The 19,460-nt window shown below is 69.4% G+C and carries 15 protein-coding genes; 11 read left to right on the top strand and 4 right to left on the bottom strand.

The window, feature by feature from the left end; translation table 11 throughout:
• Positions 1 to 5 precede the first annotated feature (5 nt).
• Entirely contained in the window at positions 6 to 734 is a 729-nt protein-coding gene (locus SGA01_RS09080; protein WP_229917995.1) for an Lrp/AsnC ligand binding domain-containing protein, read from the bottom strand.
• Between SGA01_RS09080 and SGA01_RS09085 the strand changes: the two genes are divergently transcribed.
• On the top strand, positions 729 to 2,144 hold the full coding sequence (locus SGA01_RS09085; protein WP_141295062.1) for an MFS transporter: 1,416 nt from the start codon (positions 729 to 731) through the stop codon (positions 2,142 to 2,144). The two genes, SGA01_RS09080 and SGA01_RS09085, sit on opposite strands and share 6 nt — an antisense overlap.
• Complete coding sequence (locus SGA01_RS09090; RefSeq protein ID WP_141295064.1) at positions 2,141 to 3,361, top strand: M20 family metallopeptidase; 1,221 nt, start codon at positions 2,141 to 2,143, stop codon at positions 3,359 to 3,361. The genes SGA01_RS09085 and SGA01_RS09090 overlap by 4 nt, the downstream gene beginning before the upstream one ends.
• A 66-nt stretch (positions 3,362 to 3,427) precedes the next feature.
• Here the strand turns inward: SGA01_RS09090 and SGA01_RS09095 are convergent, their stop codons facing one another.
• A complete protein-coding gene (locus SGA01_RS09095; protein WP_141295066.1) occupies positions 3,428 to 4,957 on the bottom strand; it encodes a helix-turn-helix domain-containing protein in 1,530 nt (509 codons plus the stop codon).
• 51 nt (positions 4,958 to 5,008) lie between these two features.
• A complete protein-coding gene (locus tag SGA01_RS09100; RefSeq protein WP_141295068.1) occupies positions 5,009 to 5,365 on the bottom strand; it encodes a VOC family protein in 357 nt (118 codons plus the stop codon).
• Positions 5,366 to 5,503: 138 nt separating this feature from the next.
• Here SGA01_RS09100 and SGA01_RS09105 point away from each other — a divergent pair, with 138 nt between their 5' ends.
• A complete protein-coding gene (locus tag SGA01_RS09105; protein WP_229917996.1) occupies positions 5,504 to 6,364 on the top strand; it encodes a maleylpyruvate isomerase N-terminal domain-containing protein in 861 nt (286 codons plus the stop codon).
• 209 nt (positions 6,365 to 6,573) lie between these two features.
• Positions 6,574 to 9,291 (top strand): aconitate hydratase AcnA, encoded by a 2,718-nt coding sequence (gene acnA, locus SGA01_RS09110; protein WP_141295072.1) that lies wholly within the window; start codon positions 6,574 to 6,576, stop codon positions 9,289 to 9,291.
• Between the two features lie 100 nt (positions 9,292 to 9,391).
• Here the strand turns inward: acnA and SGA01_RS09115 are convergent, their stop codons facing one another.
• Positions 9,392 to 10,312 (bottom strand): FG-GAP repeat domain-containing protein, encoded by a 921-nt coding sequence (locus SGA01_RS09115; protein ID WP_141295074.1) that lies wholly within the window; start codon positions 10,310 to 10,312, stop codon positions 9,392 to 9,394.
• A gap of 551 nt (positions 10,313 to 10,863) precedes the next feature.
• On the opposite strand from SGA01_RS09115, the gene ngcE reads away from it, so the two are divergent.
• From ngcE to SGA01_RS09150, 7 genes are all read left to right on the top strand, one after another.
• Entirely contained in the window at positions 10,864 to 12,309 is a 1,446-nt protein-coding gene (gene ngcE / locus SGA01_RS09120; RefSeq protein WP_141295075.1) for an N-acetylglucosamine/diacetylchitobiose ABC transporter substrate-binding protein, read from the top strand.
• A 100-nt stretch (positions 12,310 to 12,409) separates the two neighbouring features.
• Entirely contained in the window at positions 12,410 to 13,339 is a 930-nt protein-coding gene (locus SGA01_RS09125; RefSeq protein WP_141295077.1) for a carbohydrate ABC transporter permease, read from the top strand.
• The gene (locus tag SGA01_RS09130) at positions 13,339 to 14,277 is read left to right on the top strand and encodes a carbohydrate ABC transporter permease (protein WP_141295079.1); all 939 of its coding nucleotides are present in this window, start codon (positions 13,339 to 13,341) and stop codon (positions 14,275 to 14,277) included. The genes SGA01_RS09125 and SGA01_RS09130 overlap by 1 nt, the downstream gene beginning before the upstream one ends.
• 192 nt (positions 14,278 to 14,469) lie before the next feature.
• Positions 14,470 to 15,681, top strand: a complete 1,212-nt coding sequence (locus SGA01_RS09135) for an ROK family transcriptional regulator (RefSeq protein ID WP_141295081.1) — start codon at positions 14,470 to 14,472, stop codon at positions 15,679 to 15,681.
• A gap of 121 nt (positions 15,682 to 15,802) precedes the next feature.
• A complete protein-coding gene (locus tag SGA01_RS09140; RefSeq protein ID WP_141295083.1) occupies positions 15,803 to 16,867 on the top strand; it encodes a sugar ABC transporter substrate-binding protein in 1,065 nt (354 codons plus the stop codon).
• Positions 16,868 to 17,196: 329 nt separating this feature from the next.
• The gene (locus SGA01_RS09145) at positions 17,197 to 17,985 is read left to right on the top strand and encodes an ATP-binding cassette domain-containing protein (RefSeq protein WP_078626871.1); all 789 of its coding nucleotides are present in this window, start codon (positions 17,197 to 17,199) and stop codon (positions 17,983 to 17,985) included.
• The gene (locus SGA01_RS09150; RefSeq protein ID WP_141295085.1) at positions 17,982 to 19,283 is read left to right on the top strand and encodes a sugar ABC transporter permease; all 1,302 of its coding nucleotides are present in this window, start codon (positions 17,982 to 17,984) and stop codon (positions 19,281 to 19,283) included. Before SGA01_RS09145 ends, SGA01_RS09150 begins: the two co-directional genes overlap by 4 nt.
• Positions 19,284 to 19,460 lie beyond the last annotated feature (177 nt).

A 19,460-nucleotide genomic window follows, 5' to 3' on the forward strand; every position in this document is an offset into this window, starting at 1 on the left:
CTTGACTAAGGGCCCGACTGGAACCCGGCGCGCTTGTAGGTACGCATCAGCACCGCGACCTCCGCCGACGTGACGCCGTCGAGCGAGCCGAGGACGCGAGCGGTGAAGTCGTGCAGATCCCGCGTCGAGCGGTGGCTGGAATAGCCGAGGAGAGCCGTCGTGCCGGTCGTGACCACGAGATGGCGGACGGCCGGCTCCTCGGCCAGGCGGCGGATCGCGGCATCGAGGCGGGCGTGGGCGACGGCCAGCCTGAACCGAGCCTCGACCGGGTAGCCGAGCACCTCGGGCTCCGCGTGCAGCCGTAGGTGGAGGACGTGGGAGGCCATCAGGCGGCCCAGCCGGCGGCGCGCGGTGGTCTCGCCGACCCGGAGCTCGCGGGCCAGCCGGGTGGTCGACATCCGGGCGTCGCGGCGGAGCAGCGCGACCAGGCGCCGGTCGAGCTCGTCGACCACCGGTGGCTCGGGCAGCCGCCGCCCCTCGATGGCGTGCCGGCGTACGTCCGTGGGCTCGTCGTCGTACGGGGCCCAGTCGCTGGCGGTGAGGAGCAGCCGCAGGACCACCGAGGTGTGGATGTCGACGACACCGTCGAGTCTGCCGATCCCCGCGTCGACGAGGGTGAGCAGGGCGTCGTGGTCGGGCACGTTCAGCTCGGCGAACACGTCGAGCGCGCCGGTGGCGACTTCCACGGACCGCGCCTCGGGCCGCCGGGCGAGGGCCAGCGCGGTGTCGTGCACGCGCCCGGGGGCGCAGCGTACGGCGACCTCGGCGGTGACGCCCTCGAGCTGTCCAGCGGCATCACCCAGGGCTTCCTCTCCCCGCTGCTGAAGGGCCTCACGGAGACCCTCAAGGTCACCGCCGCGGACCTGAACTGGATCAGCATCGCCAACCTGCTCGCGTCCGTCGCGTTCACCCCGGTCCTGTCCCGCATGGGCGACCTCTACGGCCACCGGCGCATCCTGCGCTGGAACCTCGCGATCGTCCTGCTCGGCTCGGTCCTGGTGGGCTTCAGCCGCTCCTTCGGAGTGCTGCTCGCCGGCCAGATCCTCCAGGGCGCGTTCGCGGGCTTCTTCCCGCTGCTCGTCGGCGTCCTCCGCAACCGCGGCGGCAAGGGCGGCGGTGACGCGGAGTCCCGGCGCGGGATCAGCTACATGGTCGCCGCGCTCGTCGCGGGCATCGCGGTCGGCCTGGTCGCCAGCGGCTTCGTGGCCCGTACGGTCGACAGCCCCACCGCCGCGCTGTGGGTCCCCACCGCGGCCGTCGGCCTGGCCCTCGCGGTCACCTGGCCGCTGCTCCCCGAGTCCGCGGCGCGACCCGGCGGACGGATCGACTGGGCGGGCGGGATCCTCCTGTGCGTGGGCCTCGTGGCGATCATGCTCGGCCTCGGCATGGGCGGACTGCCCGACTGGGAATGGACCTCGCCGCGCACCCTCGGCTGCCTCGTCGGCGGCGCACTCGTCACCGCCCTGTGGGTCCTCGGGGAGCTGCGTACCGCCGAGCCGATGATCGACGTCCGGATGTTCCGGCACCGCAACGTCGTCACCGTCTCCCTCGTGACCATGACCTTCACCGTCCCGATGATCGGCCTCCAGGTCGCCAACCCCGTCTTCATGGGCACCGGCCCCGCCGAGCACGGCTACGGCCTCGGCCTCGACCCGTTCGCCATCGGCCTCGCCATGCTGCCCAACCTCCTCGCCATCGCGGCGGGGGCCCTGGTCGCGCCCGCCGTCGCCGCCGCGATCTCCGACCGGCTCACCCTGTGCGCCGGCTCCCTGCTCATGGCCGCCGGCTATGTCGCCTCACTGACCTGGCACGGCTCGATGCCGCTGTTCCTCACCGGCACCGCCGTCGCGGGGCTCGGCATCGGCTTCCTCCAGCACTCCACCCGCACCCTCGCCGTCGAGTCCGTCCCCCACGACCGGACCTCGGTCGGCTCGGGGATCAACGAACTCCTCATCAACGTCGGCGGCTCCGTCGGCGCCGCGATCGTGCTCACCGTCTTCGCCGCCCGTACGCCGGCCGGCGAGACCCTGCCCGAGGTCGGCGCCTACACCACGTCCTGGACGATCTGCGCGATCGTCTCGCTGACCGGCGCCGCGATCTCCCTGCTCTACCGCACCGCGAAGGACCGCGAGGCCCACTCATGACCACCACCACCACAACGACCGACGTGCTGCGCGCACACATCCGTGACGTCGTGACCCGGCGCCAGGACGACGTTCTCGCCCTCAGCCACCAGCTGCACGCCGACCCCGAACTCGCCTACGAGGAACACCGCGCCGCCCGCCGCATCACCGAGCTCGTCGAAGCCGCCGGCTTCGACGTCACCCGCGGCGTGTGCGACCTGCCGACGGCGTTCACCGCCACCGCCGGCAGCGGCGACCTCGTCATCGGGATCTGTGCCGAGTACGACGCACTGCCGGGCATCGGCCACGCCTGCGGCCACAACGTCAACGGCGCCGCCTCCGTCACCGCGGCCCTCGCGCTCGCGCCGCTGGCCGACGAGCTCGGCATCACGGTCAAGCTCCTGGGGACCCCGGCTGAGGAGTCCGGCGGCGGCAAGGCCGACATGCTGCGCGGCGGCGCGTTCGACGACGTGGCCGCCGCGATGATGGTGCACGCCGCGCCCTCGGACTCCGTCGGTATGAGCTCGCTCGCCATCAGCAGCTGGCAGGTCGGCTACACGGGCCGCTCCGCGCACGCCGCGGCGATGCCCGAGCGCGGCGTCAACGCCGCCGACGCGATGATGATCGCGCAGGTCGCCATCGCCGCGTACCGCCAGCAGATGCGGCCCGGAGCCGTCGTCTCCGGCATCGTCACCTCCGGCGGCGAGGCGGCCAACGTCATCCCGGCCCGCACCACCGCCGACTACGACTGCCGCGCCGGCACCAGCGAGGAACTCCGCGAACTCCAGGCCCGCATCCGCGCCTGCTTCGAGGCCGGCGCCCTCGCCACCGGTGCCGAACTGGCCCTGGAGGCCGTCGGCAACGACTACGCCGACCTCCGCCAGGACCTCGCCATGAGCCGAAGCTACCTCGCCGCGGCCCGCGCCCTGGGCCGCGACGCCAAGGCCGAGGACCCCTCGATCCGCGGCGGCTCCACCGACATGGGCAACGTCTCGCACCACGTCCCGACCATCCATCCCATGATCGGCTACGACTGCGGCGACACGATCATGCACAACCCCGAGTTCACCCGGTACGGCACGACCCCCCAGGCCGACCGCGCGATCCTCGACGGCGGCCTAGCGATGGCCTGGACGGCCCTGGACCTCGCCACCACCCCCGACCACCGCACCTCCCTCCTCACCCGCCAGGCGACGCGCGCCCCCTACCTCGACCCGACCGCACCGACGGCCCGCTGACCCACAGCGCGAAGGCCCCCTCACTCGCGAAGAGTGGAGGGGGCCTCAAGGGCACGCGGGATATCCCTAGATGTCCCGGAAGATCTCGATCTGCGCACCGACCGAGTTGAGGCGCTCCGCGAGCTCCTCGTAACCGCGGTTGATGACGTACACGTTCCGGAGGACCGACGTGCCCTCGGCCGCCATCATCGCCAGGAGGACGACCACCGCGGGGCGCAGGGCCGGCGGGCACATCATCTCGGCGGCGCGCCAGCGGGTGGGGCCCTCGACCAGGACGCGGTGGGGGTCGAGGAGCTGGAGACGGCCGCCGAGGCGGTTGAGGTCGGTGAGGTAGATGGCGCGGTTGTCGTAGACCCAGTCGTGGATGAGTGTCTTGCCCTGCGCCGTGGCCGCGATGGCCGCGAAGAAGGGGACGTTGTCGATGTTCAGGCCCGGGAAGGGCATCGGGTGGATCTTGTCGATCGGCGCCTCCAGCTTGGAGGGGCGGACCGTCAGGTCCACGAGGCGCGTGCGGCCGTTGTCCGCGGCGTACTCGGCCGAGCGGTCGTGGTCGAGGCCCATCTCCTCCAGGACCGCGAGCTCGATCTCCATGAACTCGATCGGGACCCGGCGGATCGTGAGCTCCGACTCGGTGACGACCGCCGCGGCCAGCAGGCTCATCGCCTCGACCGGGTCCTCGGAGGGGGAGTAGTCGACGTCGACGTCGATCTGGGCGATGCCGTGCACCGTGAGGGTGGTCGTGCCGATGCCGTCGACCCGGACGCCCAGCGCCTCCAGGAAGAAGCACAGGTCCTGGACCATGTAGTTGGAGGAGGCGTTGCGGATGACCGTCACGCCGTCGTGGCGGGCGGCGGCGAGCAGCGCGTTCTCGGTCACCGTGTCGCCGCGCTCGGTCAGGACGATCGGGCGGTCGGGGGAGACCGAGCGCTCGACCTGCGCGTGGTAGAGGTTGTCGGTCGCGGTGACTTCCAGGCCGAAGCGGCGCAGCGCGATCATGTGCGGCTCGATCGTGCGCGTACCGAGGTCGCAGCCGCCGGCGTACGGCAGCTTGAAGCGGTCCATGCGGTGCAGCAGCGGGCCGAGGAACATGATGATCGAGCGGGTGCGGATCGCGGCCTCGGCGTCGATGGACTCCATGTCCAGCTCGGCGGGCGGCACGATCTCCAGGTCGACCCCGTCGTTGATCCAGCGGGTGCGCACGCCGATGGAGTTGAGGACCTCCAGGAGCCGGAAGACCTCCTCGATGCGGGCGACCCGGCGCAGGACCGTGCGGCCCTTGTTGAGGAGCGAGGCGCAGAGCAGCGCGACACAGGCGTTCTTGCTCGTCTTGACGTCGATGGCTCCGGAGAGCCGGCGGCGTCCGACGACGCGAAGGTGCATCGGTCCCGCGTAACCCAGGGACACGATCTCGCTGTCGAGGGCCTCGCCGATCCTGGCGATCATCTCAAGGCTGATGTTCTGGTTGCCGCGCTCGATCCGGTTGACGGCGCTCTGGCTCGTGGCCAGCGCCTCGGCAAGCTGCGTCTGTGTCCAGCCGCGGTGCTGACGGGCGTCACGGATGAGCTTGCCGATGCGTACGAGGTAGTCGTCTGCCATGGCGTCACGTTATCTCAGATATGAGATGGTGATCGTCATTGGGGTAGGCCGTCAGGGTGACAGGGTGTGCGCGGTCGGGTGACGCGGTTCGTACAGGGGGAGTTCGGTGCCGCTCGGCAGCCGGACGGCCGCGAGCAGGCCCCAGCCCTGGTCGGTGATGGGGCGTGAGATCTCGGCGCCCCGGTCCTCCAGGGTCGTCAGGGTGCTCGTGATGTCCTCGCACATCAGATAGACCTCGTGCTTCGGCTCGCCCTCCGTGGGGTGCACGGCGATCTCGGCGGGCGGCAGCTTGAAGATGAGCCAGCCCCGGCCGGCGTCCACATGGTCGAAGCCGACGACGTCCTTGAGGAAGTCGCGGTCGGCCTCCGCGTCCCGGGTGTAGAGAATCACGTGCGCGCCGTTGAACATGGCTCGATCCTCGGCCGGCCGATCGCCCCCGGCCATCGGTGCGCGGCCATCAGTGTCTTCGGTGTCTATCGCCGTCGCGCTACTCGGCGGTAATCTGCGGGCCCGTCCGCAGCTTGGGGGAGTCGCATGGGCACCGTCATGACGTTCGATCCCGTCTCCGAGCACGAGAGGACCCGCGCGGCGCTGGCCGCCGCGATCCCGCGCCTCACGCGGCTGCTCCGCGAGGTTCCCGACCTGGACGCCGCCTCCGGTGTCCCGAAATGGACCGTCGGCGACGTCGGCGCGCATCTCGCCTCCGTATACCTCGCGTACGGCTCCGTCGTCCCGGCCGACGCGGCCCCCGGCGCAGGCATCGACTGGGGGAGCGTCCTGCCCTCCGGCGATCTGCCCTTCGTCGAGCGGATCACGGCCATGAACGACACCTCGATCGGGCTCCTCGACGGCGAGGGGCGCGCCCGGCTCGGCGACCTCCTCGCCGAACGGGGTGAGACGTTCCTGCGGATCACCGAGGGTCTCGCCCCGGACACCCCGGTCACCGCGCCCTGGTACGGGCCCGAGCCGACGCTCACCGTGGCGGTGGTGACCGGCCTGATGCTCAGCGAGAGCCTCGTGCACGGCCTGGACATCGCGCGCGGAGCCGGGCTTCCGTGGTCGATCGGCGCGGACGACGCGAGCCTGGTGATCGGCCAGTCGATGCCGACGATGATGAGCCTGGCCCTGGACACGGCGAAGGCGCGGGGCGTCCGCATCGCGTTCGACCTGGTCGTCAGGGGTGGGCCGCGCCTCGCAGTCGTCGTCGCCGACGGGACGATGACGGTGACCCGCGACGCCCCGCCGCGCGCGTACGACTGCAGGCTCACGGTCGAACCGACCGCCTTCCTGCTCGTCTCCTTCCGGCGCACGCCGATCTGGAAGGCCATCGCCCTGGGCCGGATGCGAGCCGGCGGCCGCAAACCGTGGCTCGCCGCACGGCTCGGCGACCTCGTCGCCACCCCCTGAGCACGCCACCACGGAACTACGGGGCGGCCGGGCATGACCGAGCGGCGGGGATGCACTAGAGTTATCTCGACATCGAGATAACTGCTTACGGCGCACCGCAGCCGCCCACTCGGTAAGGGTTACCTAACTAAGCCTTACCTTAGCGGATCGGCGTGGAGCCGTGGCGGCAGCATGGCGGTAGTACGCGCACATTGATGAAGGAGACTGTCGTGTCGGCGAACAGCTTCGACGCCCGCAGCACGCTGCGCGTGGGCGACGAGTCGTACGAGATCTTCAAGCTGGACAAGGTCGAGGGCTCCGCGCGCCTCCCTTACAGCCTGAAGGTCCTCCTGGAGAACCTGCTCCGCACCGAGGACGGCGCGAACATCACCGCCGACCACATCCGGGCGCTCGGCAACTGGGACTCGCAGGCTCAGCCGAGCCAGGAGATCCAGTTCACGCCGGCCCGCGTGATCATGCAGGACTTCACCGGTGTGCCGTGTGTCGTCGACCTCGCCACCATGCGTGAGGCCGTCGCGGCGCTCGGTGGCGACCCGGCGAAGATCAACCCGCTCTCCCCGGCCGAGATGGTCATCGACCACTCCGTCATCGCCGACAAGTTCGGCACGAAGGACGCGTTCGCGCAGAACGTCGAGCTGGAGTACGGCCGCAACAAGGAGCGCTACCAGTTCCTGCGCTGGGGCCAGACCGCCTTCGACGACTTCAAGGTCGTCCCGCCGGGCACCGGCATCGTCCACCAGGTGAACATCGAGCACCTGGCGCGTACGGTCATGGTCCGCAACGGCCAGGCGTACCCCGACACCCTCGTCGGCACCGACTCGCACACCACCATGGTCAACGGCCTGGGCGTGCTGGGCTGGGGCGTCGGCGGCATCGAGGCCGAGGCCGCGATGCTCGGCCAGCCGGTCTCCATGCTCATCCCGCGCGTCGTCGGCTTCAAGCTGACCGGCGAGCTCCCGGCCGGCACCACCGCCACCGACCTGGTCCTCACGATCACCGAGATGCTGCGCAAGCACGGCGTCGTCGGCAAGTTCGTCGAGTTCTACGGTGAGGGCGTCGCCGCCACCTCCCTCGCGAACCGCGCCACCATCGGCAACATGTCGCCGGAGTTCGGCTCCACCGCCGCGGTCTTCCCGATCGACGGCGAGACCCTGAGCTACCTCAAGCTCACCGGCCGCTCCGCGCAGCAGGTCGCGCTCGTCGAGGCGTACGCCAAGGAGCAGGGTCTCTGGCTCGACCCGGCCGCCGAGCCCGACTTCTCCGAGAAGCTGGAGCTCGACCTCTCCACGGTCGTCCCCTCCATCGCCGGCCCGAAGCGCCCGCAGGACCGCATCATCCTCGCGAACGCCGCCGCGCAGTTCGCCCAGGACGTCCGCAACTACGTGGACGAGGTCGACGAGGCGGGCAAGGAGTCCTTCCCGGCCTCCGACGCTCCGGCGAACCACCCCAACGGCGCGCCGTCGAAGCCGGTCACCGTCACGGCCCCCGACGGCTCGACCTACGAGATCGACCACGGCGCCGTCACCGTCGCCGCGATCACCTCCTGCACCAACACGTCGAACCCGTACGTGATGGTCGCCGCCGCGCTCGTCGCGAAGAAGGCCACCGAGAAGGGCCTGACCCGCAAGCCTTGGGTCAAGACCACCCTCGCCCCGGGCTCGAAGGTCGTCACCGACTACTTCGACAAGGCGGGCCTGACCCCGTACCTCGACAAGGTCGGCTTCAACCTCGTCGGCTACGGCTGCACCACCTGCATCGGCAACTCCGGCCCGCTGCCGGAGGAGGTCTCCAAGGCCGTCAACGAGCACGACCTCGCCGTGACCTCGGTGCTCTCGGGCAACCGTAACTTCGAGGGTCGTATCAACCCCGACGTCAAGATGAACTACCTGGCCTCCCCGCCGCTGGTCGTCGCGTACGCCATCGCGGGCTCCATGAAGGTGGACATCACCAAGGACGCCCTCGGCGTCGACCAGGACGGCAAGCCCGTCTACCTGGCCGACATCTGGCCGTCGGAGGCCGAGGTCAACGACGTCGTCGCCAACGCCATCGGCGAGGACATGTTCAACAAGTCCTACCAGGACGTCTTCGCGGGCGACGCCCAGTGGCAGGCGCTGTCGATCCCGACCGGCAACACCTTCGAGTGGGACACCGAGTCCACCTACGTCCGCAAGCCCCCGTACTTCGAGGGCATGACGATGGAGACCACCCCGGTCACCGACATCGTCGGCGCGCGCGTCCTGGCGAAGCTGGGCGACTCGGTCACCACCGACCACATCTCCCCGGCCGGCGCCATCAAGGCCGACACCCCGGCCGGCAAGTACCTCACCGAGCACGGTGTGGAGCGTCGTGACTTCAACTCCTACGGCTCGCGCCGAGGCAACCACGAGGTCATGATCCGCGGTACCTTCGCCAACATCCGCCTGCGCAACCAGATCGCGCCGGGCACCGAGGGCGGCTTCACCCGCGACTTCACGCAGGCCGACGCGCCGGTGTCGTTCATCTACGACGCCTCGCAGAACTACCAGGCCGCCGGCACCCCGCTGGTCATCCTGGGCGGCAAGGAGTACGGCTCCGGCTCGTCCCGCGACTGGGCCGCCAAGGGCACCGCGCTCCTCGGCGTCAAGGCCGTCATCACCGAGTCGTACGAGCGCATCCACCGCTCGAACCTCATCGGCATGGGCGTCCTGCCGCTCCAGTTCCCGGCCGGCCAGTCGGCCGACTCGCTCGGCCTGACCGGCGAGGAGACCTTCTCCATCGCGGGCGTCACGGAGCTGAACGAGGGCACCACGCCGAGCACGGTCAAGGTCACCACCGACACCGGTGTCGAGTTCGACGCGGTCGTCCGCATCGACACCCCCGGCGAGGCGGACTACTACCGCAACGGCGGCATCATGCAGTACGTGCTCCGTAACCTGATCCGCGGCTGACGTCCGGTTCGGTAACGGGAAAGGGCCCCGCTCCTCGGAAGAGGAGCGGGGCCCTTTCGCTTGTCCTGATGCCGAGGCGCTCAGAGGCGCCCGGGGACGACTAGAACAGCTCGCGGAAGCCGTTCCAGCCGGACGTGCCGATCTTCACGCGGCCGGTGTACGGGGTCGAGGCGCTGCCCCGGCCCTTGTACAGCCACAGCGCGCCGGCACCGTCGCGGGCGACGAGGTCGGCCTTGCCGTCGAAGTTCAGGTCGCCCGAGGAGACGATGGCGTTGTACGAGTTCCAGCCACTGCCGATACGGGTGCGCTGGGCGAAGGGCGTCCGGTAGTTGCCGGTGCCCTTGTAGAGCCACAGGACGCCGCTGCGGTCACGCGCGACGACGTCGGGACGCCCGTCGCCCGAGACATCGCCCTTGCCGGCGATCTGGGTGTACGCGTTCCAGCCGGAACCGATGCGGTAGCGCTGGGTCACCGAGCCGTTGCCGTTGCCCAGGTAGTGCCACAGCACACCGGCGCTGTCGCGGGCGAGCAGGTCGTCGGCCGTGCCGCCGCCGGTGTTGGCGGCGGAGAAGACCTCGTTGTAGATGCCCCAGCCGCCGCCGATGAAGCGGGGCGAGCCGCCGAACGCGGTGTAGGTCAGGTCGCCGCTGTTGACGGTGTACATACCGTCGGCGGCGCCGTTGCCGTTCATGTCGGCCTGCGAGAAGTGCTTGTCGTAGTTCCAGCCGGAGCCGGACTGGGTGTTGAGACGCTGGATGGCGCCGCCACCGACCGGCTCGTAACGCCAGATGATGCCCGCGCTGTTCACGCCGTTCAGGTAGTTCACCGGAGCGGCGGCGGCGGCAGCGTCGGCGGCGAAGGCGCTCGCGCCGGAGGTCTGCTCGGGGGCGGCGGCGATGCTGGGCTTCGGCGCGTCGGCCGCGACCGCGGCCGTCGTGGTGCCCACCAGGGCCGCCGTTATCGCCGCGACCGTGACACGGGACAGGACGCCCGTGCGATTCAGGCCAGAAGACTTGGCCACGTAGTACTCCAAATGCGTAGGGAACAGGCAGGTTCGCCGCGCCTCCGTCGCGAGGACGGGCGTCGGCGAGAGCTCTATGATCCCGGATCCTCCTTATGGAATCTTCACTTGGTGGGGGGTCTGTGACACAACTGTTTCGGTCACGGCCGTATGTCCCCCTTTGCCCCCACGTCACCCCGGTCGGCACGGTTCGGTCCCACCAATGGCGCGGCGAGGTCTCCAATATGTGGAGGTCTGATGTGCTGTCAAGGGTGTTACAGGGCCAACGGTTGGACGAAACGCCGCAGATTCGGCGCGCTTATCGCGGAGGTCTCAACTCGGGAAAGATGGTTGCTGAAACCTGCTTTCGATCTTGCTCAGGTGAAGGGAAGTGGACTATACCTGTCGGCGTCCAGCCAGTCGGAGCACTCCTCGGAACGCTCCGGCGACGGCCCGACGCGTGCACGACCCGGCTGCAAATAACCGCGGTGGCGGGGCCCTTCGCCTGTGGCGAGTGAGTACGGGCGACCGGTACACCGCCTGAGTCCTGAATAGAAGGCGAGGACTTGAGCATGGGATCCACCCCCGCACACACCAATGAGGGCCCCGGCCGTCGCGACCTGATCAAGCGTTCCGCGGCGATCGGCCTGATCTCGGTGCCCACGATGGGCTTCCTCTCCGCCTGCGCGAGCAGCAGCGGCGACGGCAACGGAAAGGTCGAGAAGGGCACGAAGACCGAAAAGAACCCGCTCGCGGTGAACGAGGGGGCGCCGCTCGACTTCGTCCTCTTCGACGGCGGATTCGGCCAGCAGTACGCCAAGGACGCGGTCAAGATCTACGAGACCAATTATCCCAAGGCGAAGGTCAAGTTCACCCCCACCCAGAAGATCACCACCACGCTGCAGCCGCGCTTCAACGGCGGCAACCCGCCGGACCTCATCGACAACTCGGGCGCCGAGCAGATGGACATGGGTGTCCTCGTCGGCCAGAAGCAGCTCGCGGACCTGACCCCGCTCCTGGATGCGCCGTCCATCGACGACCCGAAGAAGACGGTCCGTGACACCCTGCGGCCCGGCATCGTCGAGATGGGCCAGTTCGACGGCCAGCCCTGCTGGATCCTGAACTACGCCTACACGGTCTACGGCGTCTGGTACTCGCAGAAGCTCCTCGACTCGCTCGACGCGAAGTACCCGCAGACCTGGGACGAGATGATCGCCGTCTGCGAGAAGGCGAAGAAGAAGGGCATCGCGGCCTGGACGTACGCGGGCAAGCACCCGTACTACGTCCCCTTCTCGCTCTACCCGATGATCGCCAAGGTCGGCGGCCGCGAGGTCCTGGACGCCATCGACAACCTGGAGCCGAAGGCCTGGGAGCACTCCGCGGTCAAGGCGTGTTTCGAGGCGTACTACGAGCTCGTCAGGAAGGGCTACATCCTCAAGGGCACCCCCGGCCTCGACCACATCCAGTCGCAGACGGCCTGGACCGAGGGCAAGGCGCTGTTCATCCCGAACGGCTCCTGGGTCGAGAACGAGGCCGCGAAGACCATGCCGGCCGACTTCGGTCTCGCCGTCTCCGGCCCGACCGGCCTCGACGCCTCGGACAAGATGCCCTTCGGCACCATCTGGGCCGCGGGCGGCGAGCCCTTCATCGTCCCGGCGAAGGCGGCGAACCCCGCGGGCGGCATGGAGCAGCTGCGCATCATGCTCAGCGAGGCCTCCTCCAAGAACTTCACCCAGTCCGTGAAGTCCCTGACCGCCCTCAACGGCGGCACCGACGGCATCGAGCTCTCCCCGGGCCTCAAGTCCGGCGTCGCGGCCCTGGAGAAGGCCGGCCAGAACGTCGTCAACCCGCGTCTCCAGGACTGGTACGTCGCCCTCCAGAAGGAGAAGATCGGTGTCGCCGGCATCGGTGAGCTGATGGCGGGCCGTGCCACCCCGGCCGAGACGATCAAGAAGATCCAGAAGTACGCCGACGAGGCGGCCCAGGACTCGTCGATCAAGCACTACAAGCACCAGTGAGCAGCGCCGGGGCCCCTTCCCGCCGACCGGGAGCGGGCCCCGGGCCCTTCGCGCGTCACAGCAGCGGCGCGCCTCCGCGGGAAGATCGGGGTCGGTAGGAATGCAACACGGCAAGTACCGTTTCATCGTGGGGTTCCTGGCGGCCCCCCTCGCGCTCTACGCGCTCTTCGTCATCTGGCCGTTCATCCAGTCCATCTACTACTCGTTCACGGACTGGACCGGACTGAGTCCCGAATTCGGGATGGTCGGATTCGACAACTACAGCAGAATGCTGGACGACGAGGTCTTCTGGAAGTCGGTCCAGCACAGCCTGACCTTCGCGGTGGTGCTGCCGCTGGTGACCGTCGGACTCGCGCTGTTCTTCGCCTTCATGCTCAATGTCGGCGGTCGGCGCCGTAAGGGCGCGGCCATCGCGGGTGTGCGCGGATCGTCTTTCTACAAGATTGTCTATTTCTTCCCGCAGGTGCTGTCGATCGCGATCGTGGCGCTCCTCTTCCAGTTCGCCTACAACCCGAACAGCGGAGCGATCAATTCCGTTCTGAAGGGGGTCGGTCTCGGCAGCGTCCAGCCCGACTGGCTCGGCGATCCGGATCTCGCCCTCATCTGCGTGATGGTGGTTCTCGTCTGGTCCACCGTCGGATTCTTCGTCGTCCTCTTCTCGGCCGGCATGGCATCCATTCCGAGGGACTTCTACGAGGCGGCACTGCTCGACGGCGCGAACCGTTTCACCACGTTCTTCAAGATCACCCTGCCGCTGCTCTGGGACACCGTGCAGTCGGGCTGGATCTACATGGGCATCCTCGCGCTCGGCGCGGAGTCCTTCGCCGTCGTCCAGATCATGACCGTCGGCCCCAACGGCGGCGGGCCCGACTACTCGACCATCGTCCTTCCGCTGTACGTGTACCAGAAGGCGTTCCGGGACGGTCAGGCCGCCTACGCCACGACCATCGGTGTCGCGCTCCTCCTCGTCACGCTGGCCTTCGCGGCCGTCGTGATGAAGGTGGGCCGGCGCGAGCGGCTGGAGTTCTGATGAAGACGACCGACACTGCCACCACCGGCGTCGAGAGCCCCGGCTCCCCGGGCGGCTCCGGGCCCGTGCTCACCAAGACGGCGGAGCCCGCGCCCCCCAAGCAGTCCAAGAAGGAGGGCGCGACCCTCAACGTCTTCTCGCACGGCGTCCTGATCATCTGGGCGATCATGGTCGTCATGCCGCTGCTCTGGGCGGTCATGACCTCCTTCAAGACCGACAGGGCGATCTTCACCTCGCCGTGGTCGCTGCCCGACAAGCTGCACTTCGAGAACTGGTCACGCGCCTGGACCGAGGCGCACATGAGCGACTACTTCCTGAACACGCTCCTGGTGGTCGGTGGCTCTCTCGTCGGCACCCTGCTGTTCGGCTCGATGGCGGCCTACGTCCTGGCCCGCTTCGACTTCCCGGGCAACCGGTTCATCTACTTCCTCTTCATCGGAGGGATGAGCTTCCCGATCATCCTGGCGCTCGTGCCGCTGTTCTACGTGATGCAGAACATGGCGCTGCTCAACACGCTGCACGGCCTGATCCTCGTGTACATCGCGTACTCGCTGCCGTTCACCGTCTTCTTCCTCACCGCCTTCTTCCGCACCCTGCCGACCTCGGTGGCGGAAGCGGCCTTCGTCGACGGCGCCTCGCACACCAGGACCTTCTTCCAGGTGATGCTGCCGATGGCGAAGCCGGGCCTGATCAGCGTCGGCATCTTCAACTTCCTCGGCCAGTGGAACCAGTACCTGCTGCCGACCGTGCTCAACACCGAGCCGGAGAAGAAGGTGCTCTCCCAGGGCCTCGTCCAGCTGGCCGTCAGCCAGGGCTACAAGGGAGACTGGTCCGGTCTCTTCGCCGGCCTCGTCATGGCGATGCTGCCGGTCCTGGCCGCGTACATCATCTTCCAGCGGCAGGTGGTGGCCGGTCTCACCGCCGGCGCCGTGAAGTAGCCGCACCTCCCCCGAGAGGGGTCCGAGAACCCCGCTCTCCCGCCTCCGAAGGGCCCCCGGCGCCGCCGCGCCGGGGGCCTTTCGTGTGCCGTGACACCCGACGCCCACTGCTCAAGGTCTTGACGGGGAGCAAGCCGAAAGCGTCCCCTTAGAGTTCACATGTTGGAGAAAACGGTGGGAGTGAGTGAGTCGATGGAGACTCCTGGGTCGCAGACGTCTCTGCACAGGGCCAATCTCGAACGGGTCGTCCGGGCGGTGCGCATGGCCGGCTCGCTCACCCAGGCGGAGATCGCCCGGGCGACGGGCCTGTCCGCCGCCACGGTCTCCAACATCGTGCGGGAGCTGAAGGACGGCGGGACGGTCGAGGTCACCCCGACCTCCGCGGGGGGCCGCAGGGCCCGCAGCGTCTCGCTCTCCGGGGACGCGGGCATCGTCATCGGCGTCGATTTCGGCCACACCCATCTGCGGGTCGCCGTCGGCAACCTCGCCCACCAGGTGCTGGCCGAGGAGGCCGAGCCGCTCGACGTGGACGCCTCCGCCGCCGAGGGCTTCGACCGGGCGGAACAGCTGGTCACCCGGCTGATCGCGGCCACCGGGATCGGCCGGGACAAGGTCATCGGCGTCGGTCTCGGCGTACCCGGCCCCATCGACGTCTCCTCCGGCCTGCTCGGCTCGACGTCGATCCTCCCGGGCTGGAGCGGCATCAACCCCGCCGAGGAGCTCTCGGGCCGCCTCGGCGTCCCCGTGCACGTCGACAACGACGCCAACCTCGGCGCGCTCGGCGAGCTGGTCTGGGGGAGCGGGCGGGGCGTCAAGGACCTCGCGTACATCAAGGTGGCCAGCGGCGTCGGCGCCGGTCTCGTCATCGACGGGCGGGTCTACCGCGGGCCCGGCGGCACCGCCGGCGAGATCGGGCACATCACCCTCGACGAGTCGGGACCGGTCTGCCGCTGCGGCAACCGCGGCTGCCTGGAGACCTTCACGGCCGCCCGCTACGTCCTGCCGCTCCTCCAGCCCAGTCACGGCCCGGATCTCACCATGGAGCGGGTCGTCCAGCTGGCCCGGGCGGGCGACCCAGGCTGCCGCCGGGTCATCGCCGACGTCGGCCGGCACATCGGCAGCGGTATCGCCAACCTCTGCAACCTCCTCAACCCCAGCCGGGTCGTCCTCGGCGGCGACCTCGCGGAGGCCGGTGAGCTGGTCCTCGCGCCCATCAGGGACTCCGTCTCGCGGTACGCGATCCCCAGTGCCGCCCGGCAGCTCTCGCTGGCCCAGGGGGCGCTCGGCGGACGCGCGGAGGTGCTCGGCGCCCTCGCCCTCGTCCTGAGCGAGATGGGCGATTCGACCCTGTTGGAGAGCCCCCTGCCGTCGGCCGCCGCGGTCTCCACGCCTGCCTTCACTTAGATAACGAAAGCCACCGTTGTCATCTCGTTAAGAATTTACTTCTTGACGACGGTGTTGCGGCCGAGTTGACTTCGGGCATCCTCGGCCGCAACGTCGCGGCCTCGTCAGGGAGGCAACCCCAATGAACGCAGTGACGCGTCGCGCCGTCATAGCCACGGCCGCGGTCTCGATGGCCCTCTCGCTCGCCGCCTGTGGCCAGGCCGGTGGCGGAGACAGTGAAGACAAGGGCAGCTCGACCAAGATCGGTCTGCTCCTTCCCGAGAACAAGACCTCGCGCTACGAGGCCCTGGACAAGCCGCAGTTCGAGAAGGCCGTCAAGGCCGCCTGCTCCGACTGCGAGATCGTGTACAACAACGCCGTCTCCGACGTCGTCAAGCAGAAGCAGCAGTTCGACCAGCTGATCGCCGACGGCGTCAAGGTCATCGCCCTCGACCCGGTGGACTCGGCCAAGGCCGCGGGCTGGGTCAAGGACGCGAAGGCGAAGGGCGTGAAGGTCGTCGCGTACGACCGCGCCGTCCCGGGTGCCGACGCCTACGTCAGCCACGACAACAACAAGGTCGGCGAGCTCCAGGGCCAGGCGCTCCTCGCCGCCCTCGGCTCCAAGGCGGCCACCGCCAACGTCGTGATGATCAACGGCGACGAGAAGGACCCGAACGCGGCCCTGTTCAAGAAGGGCGCCCACACCGCGCTCGACGGCAAGGTCGGCAAGATCGCCTACGAGGCGTCCGGCGAGTGGGACCCGAAGGTCGCCGGCGAGAAGATGTCCGCCGCGATCTCCTCGGTCGGCAAGGACAAGATCGGCGCCGTCTACTCGGCCAACGACGGCATGGCCGGCGGCATCATCACCTCCCTCGAGAACGCCGGCGTGAAGAACGTCCCGGTGGGCGGCCAGGACGCCGAGGTCGCGGGCATCCAGCGCATCGTCGCCGGCTCGCAGACCTTCACGATCTACAAGTCCCCGCTCCAGCTGGCCCCCGAGGCCGCCAAGTTCGCCGTGAACCTGCTCAAGGGCAAGGAGCTCGGCGCGCAGGGCGCGACCGACGGCGTGCCCTCCACGCTCTTCCCGCCGGTCGTGGTCGACAAGACCAACATCCAGACCACGGTGATCGCGGACGGCATCTACAAGGCCGCGGACGTCTGCACCGCGGACCTCGCCGCCAAGTGCACCGAGCTGGGCATCAAGTAACCCCTCCGGGCTCCTCCCGAGCCCGGCCGGGCCCGCGAGGGCCCGAATCCCCGGCGACGGACCCCCGTGCCCCGTGGTCCGCGTACGACCGCCCCGTCCCCGCCTCGCCGCCCGTGCGACCGGCCTCCCGGCCGGCCGCCATGTGCAAGAGGTGAAGGATCGCGCGGCGGAGACGCACCACGAACGGGCTCCGTCCCCACCCACCCGTCCGGTTCCCGGCCGACCCAGACCCCGCTGTCGGTCCGGGAGCCGGACGTGCAAGCCCCCCTCAGATCTCGGCGCCGCCAGGGCGGCGCGCCTTGCCCGCCGCCGCACCGGTGGCGAAGGAGTTGGTTCACGTGTCCCAGACGCCCGTGTTGGCGTTGCGCGGGATCTTCAAGCGGTTCGGAGCGGTTCAGGTCCTCTCCGGTGTCGATCTCGAAGTCCACGCAGGAGAGGTCGTCGCGCTCGTCGGCGACAACGGAGCGGGCAAGTCCACGCTCGTCAAGACGATCGCCGGCGTGCACCCCATCGACGAGGGCGTCATCGAGTGGGAGGGCGAGCCGGTCGAGATCAACCGCCCGCACGACTCCCAGAACCTCGGTGTCGCGACCGTCTACCAGGACCTCGCCCTCTGCGACAACCTCGACGTCGTCGCCAACCTGTTCCTCGGCCGGGAGATCAAGAAGGGCGGCGTCCTCGACGAGGTCGCCATGGAGAAGCGGGCGAAGGACCTCCTCTCGACCCTCTCCATCCGCATCCCCAGCGTCCGCATCCCCGTCGCCGCCCTCTCCGGCGGCCAGCGGCAGGTCGTCGCCATCGCGCGCGCCCTCGTCGGCAACCCCAAGATCGTGATCCTGGACGAGCCGACCGCCGCCCTCGGCGTCGAGCAGACCGCGCAGGTCCTCGACCTGGTCGAGCGGCTGCGCGAGCAGGGCCTCGGCGTCATCCTCATCAGCCACAACATGGCCGACGTCAAGGCCGTGGCCGACACCGTCGCCGTGCTGCGCCTGGGCCGCAACAACGGCACCTTCCCGGTCGCCACCACCACGCACGAAGAGATCATCGCCGCGATCACGGGAGCCACGGACAACGCCGTGACCCGCCGTCAGGCCCGCAACGCGGAGGTAGCGAAGTGAGCACGACCCCTCCCACCGCGAGCGGCGAGACGGCCGTCCCCGAGCCCCGTACGGGCCAGGACGCCCCGGCCGCGGCGGCGATCCCCGCCGTCGACCCCCGCCTCCTCGTCCGCCAGCAGGGCCTCAAGGGCTACGTCGACGAGTTCAAGCGCAAGATCCGCTCCGGCGAGATCGGCTCGCTGCCCGTCGTCGTCGGTCTGATCGTCATCGGCATCGTCTTCCAGGCGCTCACCGGCAACTTCATCACCTCGTACAACCTCGACCAGATCACGCTGTACGCGGTCGGTCCCGGCATCATGGCCGTCGGCATCGTCTTCGTCCTGCTGCTCGGCGAGATCGACCTCGCCGTCGGCTCGGTGGCGGGTCTGGCCGGCGCGGTCTGGGGCGTCCTCGGCACCGACATGCCCGACGGCCTCGCGATCGTCCTCGGCATCCTCTCCGGCACCCTGATCGGCGCCTTCCACGGTCTGGTCTTCGCCAAGATCGGCGTGCCCGCGTTCGTCGTCACCCTCGCCGGATTCCTCGGCTGGGCCGGACTGCAGACCTGGGTGATGGGCGACCGGTCCACCATCCCCACCCCGATCGGCAGCTTCGTCGGCGACCTCACGAAGTACTACTTCTCCGACGTCGCCGCCGCCTACGGCCTCGCCGTGGTCGTCGTCGCCGCCTTCTACCTCGCCCAGCTGCGCGACTCCCGCCGCCGCAAGGCCGCCGAGCTGCCGCACCGCCCGCAGAGCGAGATCATCCTGCGCACCACCGTCCTGGCGGTCCTGGTCCTCGTCGCCGCGTACGGCTTCAACCAGGAGCAGGGCCTCCCGCTCTCCCTGGTGATCTTCCTGCTGATCCTGCTCGTCACCGACTTCGTCCTGCGCCGCACCACGTACGGCCGTCAGGTCTTCGCGGTCGGCGGCGGCATCGAGGCAGCCCGCCGCGCGGGCATCAACGTCTCGTGGATCCGGATCTCGGTCTTCATGATCTCCGGCACCATGGGCGCGATCGGCGGCCTCTTCCTCGCCTCCGCGACCGGCGGCGCCGACCGCTCCCTCGGCAGCGGCAACCAGCTCATGATGTGCATCGCCGCCGCGGTCATCGGCGGCACGTCCCTCTTCGGCGGACGCGGCAAGGTCTGGTCGGCGCTCCTGGGCATCCTGGTCATCCAGTCGATCGTCCAGGGCCTGAACCAGATGAACCTGTCCTCGAACGCGATCCAGTACATGATCACCGGAGCGGTCCTGCTCATCGCCGTGATCATCGACTCGGTCTCCCGCAAGACGCAGAAGTCGGCGGGCCGCGCCTAGGGACCTCGGATCCCGCGCGCGTAACGCTCGCCACACCGCCCGGCGCCGCGAAACCGGCGCCGGGCACTGCTGCGTCCGGAGCAGTGCACGAGGGCGTACGAGAGCGGTGTGCGCGGGCGTACAGAGCCGTACAGATCAGCGGCATGTCGGCCATGAGGGTGACGCCTCACCCCCCGG

Origin of the sequence: Streptomyces gardneri (assembly GCF_006539185.1) — a bacterium.
GTDB lineage: Bacteria > Actinomycetota > Actinomycetes > Streptomycetales > Streptomycetaceae > Streptomyces > Streptomyces gardneri.

Coding starts and splice junctions, on each gene's coding strand:
- SGA01_RS09090 (WP_141295064.1), top strand. CDS start 2,141: ATGACCACCACCACCACAACGACCGACGTGCTGCGCGCACACATCCGT.
- SGA01_RS09095 (WP_141295066.1), bottom strand. CDS start 4,957: ATGGCAGACGACTACCTCGTACGCATCGGCAAGCTCATCCGTGACGCC.
- SGA01_RS09100 (WP_141295068.1), bottom strand. CDS start 5,365: ATGTTCAACGGCGCGCACGTGATTCTCTACACCCGGGACGCGGAGGCC.
- SGA01_RS09105 (WP_229917996.1), top strand. CDS start 5,504: ATGACGTTCGATCCCGTCTCCGAGCACGAGAGGACCCGCGCGGCGCTG.
- ngcE (WP_141295075.1), top strand. CDS start 10,864: ATGGGATCCACCCCCGCACACACCAATGAGGGCCCCGGCCGTCGCGAC.
- SGA01_RS09125 (WP_141295077.1), top strand. CDS start 12,410: ATGCAACACGGCAAGTACCGTTTCATCGTGGGGTTCCTGGCGGCCCCC.
- SGA01_RS09130 (WP_141295079.1), top strand. CDS start 13,339: ATGAAGACGACCGACACTGCCACCACCGGCGTCGAGAGCCCCGGCTCC.
- SGA01_RS09135 (WP_141295081.1), top strand. CDS start 14,470: ATGGAGACTCCTGGGTCGCAGACGTCTCTGCACAGGGCCAATCTCGAA.
- SGA01_RS09140 (WP_141295083.1), top strand. CDS start 15,803: ATGAACGCAGTGACGCGTCGCGCCGTCATAGCCACGGCCGCGGTCTCG.